12 protein-coding genes and 1 tRNA gene are annotated in these 12,538 nt (G+C 55.7%); 10 read left to right on the forward strand and 3 right to left on the reverse strand.

The genetic code is table 11. The features are described from left to right. The first annotated feature begins 68 nt into the window (after positions 1–68). Positions 69–144: transfer RNA gene (locus AK59_RS0114530), tRNA-Trp, on the forward strand. Between the two features lie 102 nt (positions 145–246). Here AK59_RS0114530 and hdfR read toward each other — a convergent pair. Next, positions 247–1,068, reverse strand: coding sequence for an HTH-type transcriptional regulator HdfR (gene hdfR / locus AK59_RS0114535; protein WP_020685959.1), 822 nt, complete (start codon positions 1,066–1,068; stop codon positions 247–249). A 118-nt stretch (positions 1,069–1,186) separates the two neighbouring features. Here hdfR and AK59_RS0114540 point away from each other — a divergent pair, with 118 nt between their 5' ends. Then, complete coding sequence (locus AK59_RS0114540) at positions 1,187–1,525, forward strand: DUF413 domain-containing protein (protein WP_013099290.1); 339 nt, start codon at positions 1,187–1,189, stop codon at positions 1,523–1,525. Between the two features lie 32 nt (positions 1,526–1,557). Here the strand turns inward: AK59_RS0114540 and AK59_RS0114545 are convergent, their stop codons facing one another. Next, on the reverse strand, positions 1,558–3,078 hold the full coding sequence (locus AK59_RS0114545; protein ID WP_029883118.1) for a YifB family Mg chelatase-like AAA ATPase: 1,521 nt from the start codon (positions 3,076–3,078) through the stop codon (positions 1,558–1,560). Positions 3,079–3,419: 341 nt separating this feature from the next. Between AK59_RS0114545 and ilvL the strand changes: the two genes are divergently transcribed. The 7 genes from ilvL to ilvA all read left to right on the forward strand — a co-directional run bounded on the left by ilvL (position 3,420) and on the right by ilvA (position 9,970). Continuing rightward, complete coding sequence (ilvL, locus tag AK59_RS0114550; protein ID WP_023620831.1) at positions 3,420–3,518, forward strand: ilv operon leader peptide; 99 nt, start codon at positions 3,420–3,422, stop codon at positions 3,516–3,518. An 86-nt stretch (positions 3,519–3,604) separates the two neighbouring features. Further along, positions 3,605–3,655, forward strand: a complete 51-nt coding sequence (gene ilvX / locus AK59_RS1000000125010; RefSeq protein ID WP_102046757.1) for a peptide IlvX — start codon at positions 3,605–3,607, stop codon at positions 3,653–3,655. Between the two features lie 2 nt (positions 3,656–3,657). Next, the gene (gene ilvG / locus AK59_RS0114555; protein WP_023620832.1) at positions 3,658–5,304 is read left to right on the forward strand and encodes an acetolactate synthase 2 catalytic subunit; all 1,647 of its coding nucleotides are present in this window, start codon (positions 3,658–3,660) and stop codon (positions 5,302–5,304) included. Continuing rightward, positions 5,301–5,564, forward strand: coding sequence for an acetolactate synthase 2 small subunit (gene ilvM, locus AK59_RS0114560; RefSeq protein WP_003860184.1), 264 nt, complete (start codon positions 5,301–5,303; stop codon positions 5,562–5,564). The genes ilvG and ilvM overlap by 4 nt, the downstream gene beginning before the upstream one ends. An 18-nt stretch (positions 5,565–5,582) precedes the next feature. After that, positions 5,583–6,512, forward strand: a complete 930-nt coding sequence (gene ilvE, locus AK59_RS0114565) for a branched-chain-amino-acid transaminase (protein ID WP_013099287.1) — start codon at positions 5,583–5,585, stop codon at positions 6,510–6,512. A 60-nt stretch (positions 6,513–6,572) separates the two neighbouring features. Beyond that, entirely contained in the window at positions 6,573–8,423 is a 1,851-nt protein-coding gene (ilvD, locus tag AK59_RS0114570) for a dihydroxy-acid dehydratase (RefSeq protein WP_013099286.1), read from the forward strand. A 2-nt stretch (positions 8,424–8,425) separates the two neighbouring features. Further along, positions 8,426–9,970 carry a threonine ammonia-lyase, biosynthetic gene (gene ilvA, locus AK59_RS0114575; protein ID WP_029883119.1) on the forward strand — a complete coding sequence of 515 codons (1,545 nt, stop codon included), beginning with the start codon at positions 8,426–8,428 and terminating at the stop codon, positions 9,968–9,970. Between the two features lie 45 nt (positions 9,971–10,015). Here the strand turns inward: ilvA and ilvY are convergent, their stop codons facing one another. Continuing rightward, positions 10,016–10,906, reverse strand: coding sequence for an HTH-type transcriptional activator IlvY (ilvY, locus tag AK59_RS0114580; RefSeq protein WP_013099284.1), 891 nt, complete (start codon positions 10,904–10,906; stop codon positions 10,016–10,018). 152 nt (positions 10,907–11,058) lie between these two features. Here ilvY and ilvC point away from each other — a divergent pair, with 152 nt between their 5' ends. Then, positions 11,059–12,534: a ketol-acid reductoisomerase gene (ilvC, locus tag AK59_RS0114585; protein WP_013099283.1), complete on the forward strand. Its 1,476-nt coding sequence runs from the start codon at positions 11,059–11,061 to the stop codon at positions 12,532–12,534. The last annotated feature ends 4 nt before the right edge of the window (positions 12,535–12,538 follow it).

Genomic DNA, 12,538 nt, shown 5'->3' on the forward strand with positions numbered 1-12,538 from the left:
CCGTCCGTTCCGCCACTTATTAAGACATTAAGCCTGCCTTATCGGCAGGCTTAATGGCAAAAAACTTTAGGGGCGTAGCTCAGTTGGTAGAGCACCGGTCTCCAAAACCGGGTGTCGCGAGTTCGAGTCTCTCCGCCCCTGCCATATAGAATCCTTTGCTTCGGCAAAGGATTTTTTTTGTCTTCAACATGGCCAAAATCCCTTCCTAATCAAAAACTGCAGCCAGCTATTATGCTGGCTGGTCAATCATTCCATAATATTGATTTTTAATAGATCTTTTATCTGCGATTGCTTATCGCTGTTCTGCAGCCAGATTGCATACAGCGGCCTGGAAAGCGTAGTGGAATCCAGTACGGTATGGAGTCCCGGTTTACTGTCTGCCCAGCAAACGGGTAACCACGTGCAGCCCTTTAGCAAGGAAAGCTGTTGGCAGGCGATCTCCGCTGAGCTGGTTGTTAGCTGTGGAACATCGTCAGGGGCGATCAAACCGGTTTCATGCTGTTGAAAATCGGGGCCCCATTCAAGCCGCAGATAGGTTAGATCGGACTTCATCATCGCAGGCTCAGACGCATACAGAGCCAGACCAAACTGCCCAACAATCTGGCTGCTAAATTCGTCCATCTTGGGGGCTTCAGTGGTGATCAGCAGATCAAGCTGGCGCTCGTGAAGTTGCTTAACCAGCGACTGCCGTTGCGCAATTCTGGCCTCGAATTGCAAATGCCCATGCGAATGGTATAACCGCGAAAGCCACTGACTGAGCATACATTCCCACAGGGAGGCGCTGGCGCCGATCGAGAACTCATTGTGCCTGGACGTATGAGCCACCTCTTTACGGGCCGCCTGCCAGGTATTCATCAACGTTTCTGCATACGGGAGCAGTTTCTCACCGGCCGGCGTTAAGCGGATATTGTTGCGGTGACGGGTAAATAGATTCACACCCAATTGATTTTCCAGCTGTCGAATACGAAAACTGACCGCTGACTGCGTCAGATAGAGGGCTTCAGCTGCTCGCCCGAAGTGGCGTGTCCTGCTCACTTCAAGGAAAGTTTTTAGCAATTCCGTATCCACATCTTTCTCCACAAAATTATTTGTCGTTATGATTTAAATGTTTTGTTTTACACTCTGTCAAGCGTAACTAATACTCCGCGCCATAAATAGCTCGGCCAAAGAATTAGGAGCGTGTAGGATGGCGGAAAGCTTTACGACGACTAATCGTTTTTTCGACAATAAAAATTATCCACGCGGGTTCTCTCGTCACGGCGATTTCACCATCAAAGAGGCGCAATTGCTTGAGCGTCATGGTTATGCCTTTAACGAGCTGGATCTGGGTAAACGTGAGCCTGCGACTGAAGACGAAAAACAGTTTGTTGCTGTTTGTCGCGGTGAGCGTGAGCCGCAGTCTGAAGCAGAACGTGTATGGATCAAGTACATGGCACGCATCAAGCGTCCAAAGCGTTTCCATACGCTGTCTGGCGGTAAGCCGCAGATGGAAGGTGCTGAAGACTACACCGAGTCTGACGACTAAGTTGATGAGAAAAGGAGCTTCGGCTCCTTTTTTTATGCCAGTAATTTTTGCAGGTGCAGCAACAACCGATCTATGGCGCGATAGCTCAGCGCTTCCTGCAGATGGTGTCTTTCAATCTCTGGGTCTCCTTCCACATCGGCGATGGTGCGAGCCACTTTCAGCAGGCGCTGCCATGCACGGATCGAGAGCCCAAATCGCGTCAATGTCTCTTCAAGCCAGCAGGCATCCTCAGCCTTAAGATGGCAAAACTGCCGAATCTCAGCATTATCCAGACGCGCGTTTAGCTTATGTTGACGAGCGTACTGTCGGGCCTGTGAGGTGATTACCCGTTCGCGAACCTTCGCTGTGCTCTCACCGCGTATCGTTGTCTGGCTGAGCAAACCAGGGGGCGGTAATGGGATCTCCAGGGATAAATCAAAACGATCGAGGAAAGGGCCTGACAGCTTCCCCAGATAGCGCAGCGTCTGCTCAGGCGTGCAGCGATTATGATTTCCCTGATAATGGCCTGATGGGCTGGGGTTCATGGCGGCAACCAGCTGGAACTGTGCCGGGTAGCTTATTTTGGCGCGCGTGCGGGAGATATGGATCTCGCCAGATTCGATAGGTTCCCGCAGGGCATCCAGTACGCGGCGTTCAAACTCAGGCAGTTCATCAAGGAACAGGATGCCATTGTGTGCCAGCGAGATCTCTCCCGGCCCCGGAATGGAGCCCCCTCCGACCATGGCCGTCAGGGAGGCACTGTGATGGGGAGAGCGAAAAGGGCGTCGTCGCCACTGTTTTTGCAATGATGCAGAGCTCACCAGGCTAAATATCGCTGCGCTTTCAAGTGCCTCATGATTATTGAGTGGTGGCAATAACCCATTCAGCCTGCTCGCCAGCATGGTTTTCCCTGTTCCCGGCGGGCCAATCAGCAACAGGTTATGTCCTCCGGCTGCGGTGATCTCCAGTGCCCGCTTCCCCTGCTCCTGCCCGATAATATCGCTGAGGTCGTCCGGGCTTTCAGGCAGGATATCTCCGGTTTCCTCTGGCTCGGAGAGCGTATGTCGGCCTTCAAGGTGCGCGCAGACTTCCTGTAAATGCCCCGCGACCAGGCATCCTTTCTCGGCAATCAGGCTCACTTCTGAGGCATTTTCATTGGCTACAATAATTTGTCGACCGGCATGAATGGCTTCCAGCGCACCAGAGATGGCGCCAGGAACGCCTCTTAACGCGCCTGTAAGCGCCAGTTCGCCAATGAACTCGTACGAGCCTAGCCTCGCTGTGTTGAGCTGCTCAGAGGCTGCGAGAAGCGCAATAGCGATAGGTAAATCGTATCGTCCGCCCTCCTTGGGCAGATCCGCGGGGGCAAGATTGATCGTAATCTTCTTTGCGGGAAAGGTATAACCGCTATTGATAATTGCGCTGCGAACCCGATCTCTGGCTTCTTTGACCGTGGTTTCTGGCAAGCCGACAAGCGTTAGCCCAGGGAGCCCATTACTCAGATGAACCTCCACAGAAATAAGCGGTGCCTTTACTCCGATCGCCGCACGCGTGTAAACAACTGACAGTGACATAAGCACCTCCTCAGTGATTCACTATGTCAGTATTGATTTTGCCTGTTGAGTGTCAGTTGGCTGATTTACGACGCTCATTCCTGCTTTTTAGCGACATAGTGTAACTATTTCACTCATTCGGAAGCCATCTCGCAAAGAGAAGGACGGAACGCGGCAGAGCGCTAAAACACGCCAAAAAAATGAAAAATATTCACTCTCTAATTTCCTTATATAAAACAAAGCTTTTCAGGAATATGATTTGCCTGCTAATCAAATCCGTCATAAATAAATCTTGTGTTTGGTTTGATAACTGTGATAACTCTTTAGGCATTCCTTCGAACAAGATGCACAAAGAACTGAAAATGACAGCCCTTCTACTAGTGATTAGCCTGGTCGTGATTAGCGTGGTGGTGATTATTATCCCACCGTGCGGGGCTGCACTTGGACGAGGAAAGGCTTAGAAATCAAGCCTTAACGAACTAAGACCCCCGCACCGAAAGGTCCGGGGGTTTTTTTATGACTAAAAAACTTAAACGAGGAGCAGAGAATGACAAATAGCACAAAATTCTGTTTCTCCCGATTTATGACGGGGAACTAACTATGAATGGGGCACAGTGGGTAGTACATGCGTTGCGCGCACAGGGAGTCGAAACCGTCTTTGGTTATCCGGGAGGCGCAATTATGCCGATTTACGATGCACTGTATGACGGCGGCGTGGAACACCTCTTGTGCCGACACGAGCAGGGCGCAGCCATGGCGGCCATTGGCTATGCACGTGCCACCGGTAAAACGGGCGTCTGCATGGCAACGTCTGGACCGGGCGCCACAAACCTGATCACCGGTCTGGCTGACGCGCTGCTCGATTCCGTTCCCGTGGTGGCGATCACCGGCCAGGTGGCCTCACCCTTCATCGGTACCGATGCCTTCCAGGAAGTCGATGTGCTCGGCTTGTCGCTGGCCTGCACCAAACACAGCTTCCTCGTGCAGTCCCTCGAAGAACTGCCAGGCGTGATGGCGGAAGCGTTCCGTATTGCCAGCTCTGGCCGTCCTGGCCCGGTTCTGGTGGATATCCCGAAAGATATTCAGGTCGCACTCGGCGAGCTGGAACCGCACTTCTCCACCGTTGAAAGTGACGACGCGTTCCCACATGCGGAAGTCGAAGAGGCGCGTCGGATGCTGGCGCAGGCAGCCCAGCCGATGCTGTACGTCGGCGGCGGCGTTGGCATGGCACAGGCAGTTCCGGCCCTGCGCGAATTTATCGCGGTAACGCAAATGCCTGCCACCTGCACGCTGAAAGGGTTGGGCGCAGTGGATGCTGACTACCCATACTACCTGGGCATGCTGGGGATGCACGGCACCAAAGCGGCAAACCTGGCGGTGCAGGAGTGTGATTTGCTGATTGCCGTCGGTGCCCGTTTTGACGATCGCGTGACCGGCAAGCTGAATACCTTCGCGCCAAACGCCAAAGTTATCCATATGGATATCGACCCGGCGGAAATGAACAAGCTGCGTCAGGCGCATGTTGCGCTGCAGGGCGATCTCAACACGCTGCTGCCGGCGTTACAGCAGCCTTTGAATATCGGCGAGTGGCGCCAGCACACGGCTGAAATGCGTGCCGAGCACGCCTGGCGTTACGACCATCCGGGTGAGGCCATCTATGCGCCGCTGTTGTTGAAGCAGTTGTCTGACCGTAAACCGGCAGACAGTGTAGTGACGACCGATGTCGGCCAGCACCAGATGTGGTCTGCGCAGCACATGACCTACACCCGCCCGGAAAACTTCATCACCTCCAGCGGATTAGGTACGATGGGCTTCGGCCTGCCTGCCGCGGTGGGTGCTCAGGTTGCCCGTCCAAACGATACGGTCATCTGTATCTCCGGTGACGGCTCCTTCATGATGAACGTTCAGGAGTTGGGCACCGTTAAGCGTAAACAATTGCCGCTGAAGATCGTGTTGCTTGATAACCAGCGTTTAGGGATGGTGCGCCAGTGGCAGCAGCTGTTCTTCGAGGAGCGCTACAGCGAAACCACCCTGACTGATAACCCCGATTTCCTCACTCTGGCCAGCGCCTTTGGCATTCCAGGACAGCACATCACCCGTAAAGACCAGGTTGAAGCGGCACTCGACACCATGCTGTCAAGCGAAGGGCCTTACCTGCTTCATGTCTCAATCGACGAGCTTGAGAACGTCTGGCCGTTGGTACCGCCAGGTGCCAGTAACTCACAAATGCTGGAGAAATTATCATGATGCAACATCAGGTCGCCGTTCAGGCTCGCTTCAATCCAGAGACATTAGAACGCGTTTTGCGCGTGGTCCGTCATCGTGGCTTTCAGATTTGCTCTATGAATATGGAGACGGCCACTGACGCCCAAAACATCAGTATCGAATTAACCGTTGCCAGCCCGCGCCCGGTCGACTTACTGTTTAGTCAGTTATCAAAACTGGTGGATGTTGCCCATGTTGCCATCTGCCAGAGCACAACCACATCACAACAAATCCGCGCCTGAGCGTGACAGGAAGAGAAAATGACGACAAAAAAAGCTGATTACATTTGGTTCAATGGTGAGATGGTTCGTTGGGAGGACGCGAAGGTCCACGTGATGTCCCATGCGCTGCACTACGGTACGTCTGTGTTTGAAGGCATCCGTTGCTACGACTCTCACAAAGGGCCAGTGGTGTTCCGTCATCGTGAACATATGCAGCGTCTGCATGACTCAGCCAAAATTTATCGTTTCCCGGTTTCTCAGAGCGTTGATGAGCTGATGGAAGCCTGCCGCGAGGTGATTCGTAAGAACAACCTGACCAGCGCCTATATTCGTCCGCTGGTCTTCGTGGGTGACGTGGGCATGGGCGTAAACCCGCCAGCCGGTTACACCACTGACGTGATCATTGCTGCGTTCCCGTGGGGGGCGTACCTGGGTGCAGAAGCGCTGGAGCAAGGGATCGACGCAATGGTCTCGTCCTGGAACCGCGTGGCGCCTAATACCATCCCAACTGCGGCCAAGGCGGGCGGTAACTACCTCTCCTCACTGCTGGTCGGCAGCGAAGCGCGCCGCCACGGCTACCAGGAAGGCATCGCGCTGGATGTGAACGGTTATATCTCTGAAGGTGCAGGTGAAAACCTGTTTGAAGTGAAAGACGGCATCCTGTTCACCCCGCCGTTTACCTCTTCAGCCCTGCCGGGAATTACCCGTGATGCCATCATTAAGCTGGCGAAAGATCTGGGTATCGAAGTGCGTGAACAGGTACTGTCCCGCGAATCCCTGTATCTGGCCGATGAAGTCTTTATGTCCGGTACGGCTGCTGAGATCACGCCGGTTCGCAGTGTAGACGGTATTCAGGTGGGCGCAGGCCGCTGTGGCCCGGTTACCAAACGTATTCAGCAAGCCTTCTTCGGCCTCTTCACCGGCGAAACAGAAGATAAATACGGCTGGTTGGATCAGGTTAATCAATAAGCATAAATATGGGACGGCACGCACCGTCCCATTTAATAGTCAGACGGGAGTAAATAAAGCATGCCTAAGTATCGTTCCGCCACCACCACCCACGGCCGTAACATGGCGGGTGCCCGCGCACTGTGGCGCGCCACCGGGATGACCGACGCAGATTTCGGTAAACCTATCATCGCCGTGGTGAACTCCTTCACCCAGTTTGTGCCGGGCCATGTGCACCTGCGCGATCTCGGCAAACTGGTTGCTGAGCAAATTGAAGCTGCGGGCGGTGTGGCGAAAGAATTCAACACCATTGCGGTGGATGACGGTATCGCGATGGGGCACGGGGGCATGCTCTATTCACTGCCGTCGCGCGAGCTGATTGCCGACTCGGTGGAATACATGGTTAACGCACACTGTGCGGATGCCATGGTCTGTATCTCCAACTGCGACAAAATCACCCCGGGGATGCTGATGGCTTCCCTGCGTCTGAACATTCCGGTAATTTTCGTCTCCGGTGGTCCTATGGAAGCGGGCAAGACCAAGCTTTCTGACAAAATCATCAAGCTCGACCTGGTCGATGCGATGATCCAGGGCGCGGATCCAAAAGTGTCTGACGAGCAGAGCAACCAGGTGGAACGCTCCGCGTGCCCAACCTGCGGCTCCTGTTCCGGGATGTTCACCGCCAACTCCATGAACTGTCTGACCGAAGCACTGGGCCTCTCTCAGCCGGGCAACGGTTCGCTGCTGGCGACGCACGCTGACCGTAAAGCGCTGTTCCTCAACGCCGGTAAGCGCATTGTTGAACTGACCAAACGTTACTACGAGCAGGACGATGCCAGCGCGCTGCCGCGCAACATCGCCAGCAAGGCGGCGTTCGAAAATGCCATGACGCTGGATATCGCCATGGGCGGTTCTACTAACACCGTTTTGCACCTGCTGGCTGCGGCGCAGGAAGCGGAAATCGACTTCACCATGAGCGATATCGATAAGCTGTCCCGCAAAGTGCCGCAACTATGTAAAGTCGCGCCAAGCACCCAGAAATACCACATGGAAGATGTACACCGTGCGGGTGGCGTCATCGGTATTCTTGGCGAGCTGGATCGCGCCGGGCTGCTGAACCGCGATGTGAAGAACGTTCTCGGTCTGACGTTGCCGCAGACGCTGGATAAATATGACGTGATGCTGACTCAGGATGAGGCGGTGAAAAACATGTTCCGCGCGGGTCCGGCCGGTATTCGTACCACGCAGGCCTTCTCTCAGGATTGTCGCTGGGACACCCTGGATGATGACCGCGCCGAAGGCTGCATTCGTTCGCTGGAGCACGCCTACAGTAAAGACGGCGGTCTGGCCGTGCTGTACGGCAACTTTGCGGAAAACGGCTGCATCGTAAAAACCGCGGGCGTGGATGACAGCATCCTGAAATTCACCGGCCCGGCCAAAGTGTACGAAAGCCAGGACGAGGCGGTAGACGCCATCCTGGGCGGCAAAGTTGTGGAAGGCGACGTGGTGGTCATCCGTTACGAAGGGCCGAAAGGCGGTCCAGGCATGCAGGAGATGCTCTACCCAACCACCTTCCTGAAATCGATGGGCCTTGGTAAAGCCTGTGCGTTGATCACCGACGGACGTTTCTCGGGCGGTACGTCCGGTCTCTCCATCGGCCACGTATCACCGGAAGCAGCGAGTGGCGGCAACATTGCGATCATCGAAGACGGTGACCTGATTGAAATCGACATTCCGAATCGCGGGATCCAGCTCAAGCTGAGCGATCAGGAGATCGCGGCTCGTCGTGAAGCACAGGAAGCGCGCGGCGATAAAGCCTGGACGCCGAAGGACCGCCAGCGTGAAGTCTCCTTCGCCCTGCGCGCTTACGCGAGCCTTGCGACCAGTGCAGACAAAGGCGCGGTACGCGATAAATCGAAACTTGGGGGCTAATGATGGCCGAGTCACAACCCTTATCCGCCGCCCCTGAGGGGGCGGAATATCTCCGGGCAGTGCTACGCGCGCCGGTCTATGAAGCGGTGCAGGTCACCCCGCTGCAGAAAATGGAAAAACTCTCTTCGCGCCTCGACAACGTGATTCTGGTGAAGCGCGAAGATCGTCAGCCGGTGCACAGCTTCAAGCTGCGCGGGGCCTACGCGATGATGGCCGGGTTGACCGACGAGCAAAAAGCACGCGGCGTGATTACCGCGTCGGCGGGCAACCACGCGCAGGGTGTGGCGTTCTCGTCTGCCCGTTTGGGGTTGAAAGCGCTGATCGTGATGCCGGTTGCCACGGCAGATATCAAAGTGGATGCGGTGCGTGGCTTCGGCGGCGAAGTGCTGCTCCACGGCGCTAACTTTGACGAAGCAAAAGCCAAAGCGATCGAGCTGGCGCAGCAGCAGGGCTTTACCTGGGTACCGCCGTTCGATCATCCGATGGTGATTGCAGGACAAGGTACCCTGGCGCTGGAACTGCTGCAGCAGGATGCCCATCTTGACCGCGTTTTCGTTCCGGTGGGCGGCGGTGGCTTAGCCGCAGGCGTGGCGGTGCTGATCAAACAGCTGATGCCGCAGATCAAAGTGATTGCCGTGGAAGCGGAAGATTCAGCCTGCCTGAAGGCCGCGCTGGATGCGGGTCATCCGGTCGATCTTCCGCGCGTTGGGCTATTTGCCGAAGGCGTGGCGGTGAAACGTATTGGCGACGAAACCTTCCGTCTGTGCCAGGAGTATCTTGACGACATCGTCACCGTCGACAGCGATGCGATCTGTGCGGCGATGAAAGATCTCTTCGAGGATGTGCGTGCGGTAGCGGAACCGTCCGGCGCGCTGGCATTGGCTGGAATGAAAAAATACATTGCCCAGCACAACATTCGCGGCGAGCGCCTGGCGCACGTGCTCTCGGGCGCTAACGTCAACTTCCATGGTCTGCGTTACGTTTCTGAACGCTGCGAGCTGGGTGAGCAGCGTGAGGCCCTGCTGGCGGTGACCATTCCGGAAGAGAAGGGCAGCTTCCTGAAGTTCTGTCAGCTGCTTGGCGGCCGTTCGGTAACGGAGTTCAACTACCGTTTTGCCGATGCGAAAGACGCCTGTATTTTTGTCGGCGTGCGTTTAAGCCGCGGCCTGGAAGAGCGCAAAGAGATCCTCCACCTGCTGCACGAAGGCGGCTACAGCGTGGTCGATCTCTCTGACGATGAGATGGCGAAACTGCACGTACGTTATATGGTCGGCGGTCGTCCGTCGAAGCCGCTTAAGGAACGTCTCTACAGCTTTGAGTTCCCGGAATCCCCGGGCGCGTTGCTGAAGTTCCTGCATACGCTGGGCACGCACTGGAACATCTCCCTGTTCCACTACCGCAGCCACGGCACCGACTATGGCCGCGTGCTGGCCGCGTTTGAACTGGCCGAGCACGAGCCGGATTTCGAAACGCGTCTGAATGAGCTGGGCTATGAGTGCCATGATGAAACCCACAACCCGGCGTTCCGCTTCTTCCTCGCGGGCTAAGGGGAGGTCTGCGTATAGGTCGGGTAAGCGTAGCGCCACCCGACTTTAATGGTTCGGCAATATCTTCCAGAACGCATCAATAAGCGGCTCATGCAGCCGCTTTTTTTGTGCACACACGCCAAGCTCGAACGGCGTCTTTTCGTCGCTGCGCTCCAGAATCATCACGCGATTGCGCACCGGTTCCGGGCTGTTTTCCAGCACCACTTCCGGCAACAGCGCCACGCCGCAGCCAAGCGCCACCATCGAGACCATCGCCTCGTGTCCACCCACCGTCGCGTAAATCGACGGATTACTGATTTTCTGACGACGGAACCAGAGTTCGATACGGCGTCGCACCGGACCCTGATCGGCCATGATAAACGGCACCGATGACCAGTCCGGCTTTTCCACCGACACCTGATTACGCACCGGGCAGGGTAGCGCCGGGGCGATCAGCACCACCGCCAGATTCTCCAGCATAGAGAACGCCACCGCGCCCGGCAGGGTTTCGGGCTTCCCGGCAATGGCCAGATCGGCTTCGCCTGTGACGACTTTTTCCATGGCATCGGCGGCATCGCCGGTGGTGAGCTTAATTTCAACCGAGGGATGCTCCGCGCGGAAGCGGTCAAGGATAGGGGGAAGATGGCTATAGGCGGCCGTTACGGAACAGAAAATATGCAGCTCGCCGGATAAAGACGGCCCTTTCTGATCGATGGCGTGTCGTAGCTGCTGATACTGCAGCAACGTCTGCTGAGCAAAGACCCGCAGCTCTTCGCCCGCTTCTGTGAGGGTAACGGTGCGATTATCCCGCACAAACAGCGGCTGGCCGAGGTCCTCTTCAAGGCGCTGGATCTGGCGCGAAAGCGTGGACGGGCTGACGTGCATGGCCCGGGCGCTACGGCCAAAATGGCGGCTTTCCGCCAGATGCAGGAACATTTTCAGATCGCGTAAATCCACGGATTCCACTCCCCCTTTTTACATTGCAGATATTGCAACGTGACGTTGTGAATATATCAATTTCCGCAATAAATTTCCTGTTGTAATGTGGGTACATTCTCGCTGAAACGCGAACCGAACAATAAGACACACAACATCACGAGGTATCACCCATGGCTAACTACTTTAATACACTGAACTTGCGCCAGCAGCTGGCGCAGCTGGGCAAATGCCGCTTCATGGCGCGCGATGAATTTGCTGATGGCGCGAGCTACCTTCAGGGTAAAAAAGTGGTCATCGTCGGCTGTGGCGCACAGGGTCTGAACCAGGGCCTGAACATGCGTGACTCCGGGCTGGATATCTCTTACGCCCTGCGCAAAGAAGCAATTGCTGAAAAACGCGCTTCCTGGCGTAAAGCGACCGAAAACGGCTTCAAAGTGGGTACCTACGAAGAGCTGATCCCGCAGGCGGATCTGGTTGTTAACCTGACGCCAGACAAACAGCACTCTGATGTTGTGCGCTCCGTTCAGCCGCTGATGAAAGACGGCGCGGCGCTGGGTTACTCTCACGGCTTCAACATCGTTGAAGTGGGCGAGCAGATCCGTAAAGACATCACCGTAGTGATGGTGGCTCCGAAGTGTCCGGGTACAGAAGTCCGTGAAGAGTACAAGCGTGGTTTCGGCGTGCCGACGCTGATCGCGGTTCACCCGGAAAACGATCCGAAAGGCGAAGGGATGGCGATCGCGAAAGCATGGGCAGCGGCTACCGGTGGCCATCGTGCGGGCGTTCTGGAATCTTCCTTCGTGGCTGAAGTGAAATCTGACCTGATGGGCGAGCAGACCATTCTGTGCGGCATGCTGCAGGCCGGTTCACTGCTGTGCTTCGATAAGCTGGTGGAAGAGGGTACCGACCCGGCATACGCAGAAAAACTGATTCAGTTCGGCTGGGAAACCATCACCGAAGCGCTGAAGCAGGGCGGTATCACGCTGATGATGGATCGTCTGTCCAACCCGGCGAAACTGCGTGCTTTCGCCCTGTCCGAGCAGCTGAAAACCATCATGGCGCCGCTGTTCCAGAAACATATGGACGACATCATCTCCGGCGAGTTCTCTTCCGGCATGATGGCTGACTGGGCGAATGATGATAAGAAACTGCTGACCTGGCGTGAAGAGACCGGTAAGACCGCGTTCGAAACTGCGCCACAGTATGAAGGTAAAATCGGCGAGCAAGAGTACTTCGACAAAGGCGTACTGATGATCGCGATGGTGAAAGCAGGTGTTGAGCTGGCGTTCGAAACCATGGTGGATTCCGGCATCATCGAAGAGTCTGCGTACTACGAATCACTGCACGAGCTGCCGCTGATCGCGAACACCATCGCCCGTAAGCGTCTGTACGAAATGAACGTGGTTATCTCCGATACCGCTGAGTACGGCAACTACCTGTTCTCTTATGCATGCGTACCGCTGCTGAAAGAGTTCATGACCACCCTGCAACCGGGCGATCTGGGCAAAGCCATTGCGGAAGGTGCGGTAGATAACGCGCAACTGCGCGATGTGAACGAAGCGATTCGCAGCCACCAGATCGAGAAAGTAGGTCACAAACTGCGTGGCTACATGACCGATATGAAACGTATCGCGGTAGCGGGTTAACAAC

Origin of the sequence: Enterobacter sp. T1-1 (assembly GCF_000710795.1) — a bacterium.
GTDB classification, from domain to species: Bacteria; Pseudomonadota; Gammaproteobacteria; order Enterobacterales; family Enterobacteriaceae; genus Enterobacter; species Enterobacter cloacae.

Coding starts and splice junctions, on each gene's coding strand:
- AK59_RS0114540 (WP_013099290.1), top strand. CDS start 1,187: ATGGCGGAAAGCTTTACGACGACTAATCGTTTTTTCGACAATAAAAAT.
- AK59_RS0114545 (WP_029883118.1), bottom strand. CDS start 3,078: ATGTCACTGTCAGTTGTTTACACGCGTGCGGCGATCGGAGTAAAGGCA.
- ilvL (WP_023620831.1), top strand. CDS start 3,420: ATGACAGCCCTTCTACTAGTGATTAGCCTGGTCGTGATTAGCGTGGTG.
- ilvG (WP_023620832.1), top strand. CDS start 3,658: ATGAATGGGGCACAGTGGGTAGTACATGCGTTGCGCGCACAGGGAGTC.
- ilvM (WP_003860184.1), top strand. CDS start 5,301: ATGATGCAACATCAGGTCGCCGTTCAGGCTCGCTTCAATCCAGAGACA.
- ilvE (WP_013099287.1), top strand. CDS start 5,583: ATGACGACAAAAAAAGCTGATTACATTTGGTTCAATGGTGAGATGGTT.
- ilvD (WP_013099286.1), top strand. CDS start 6,573: ATGCCTAAGTATCGTTCCGCCACCACCACCCACGGCCGTAACATGGCG.
- ilvA (WP_029883119.1), top strand. CDS start 8,426: ATGGCCGAGTCACAACCCTTATCCGCCGCCCCTGAGGGGGCGGAATAT.
- ilvC (WP_013099283.1), top strand. CDS start 11,059: ATGGCTAACTACTTTAATACACTGAACTTGCGCCAGCAGCTGGCGCAG.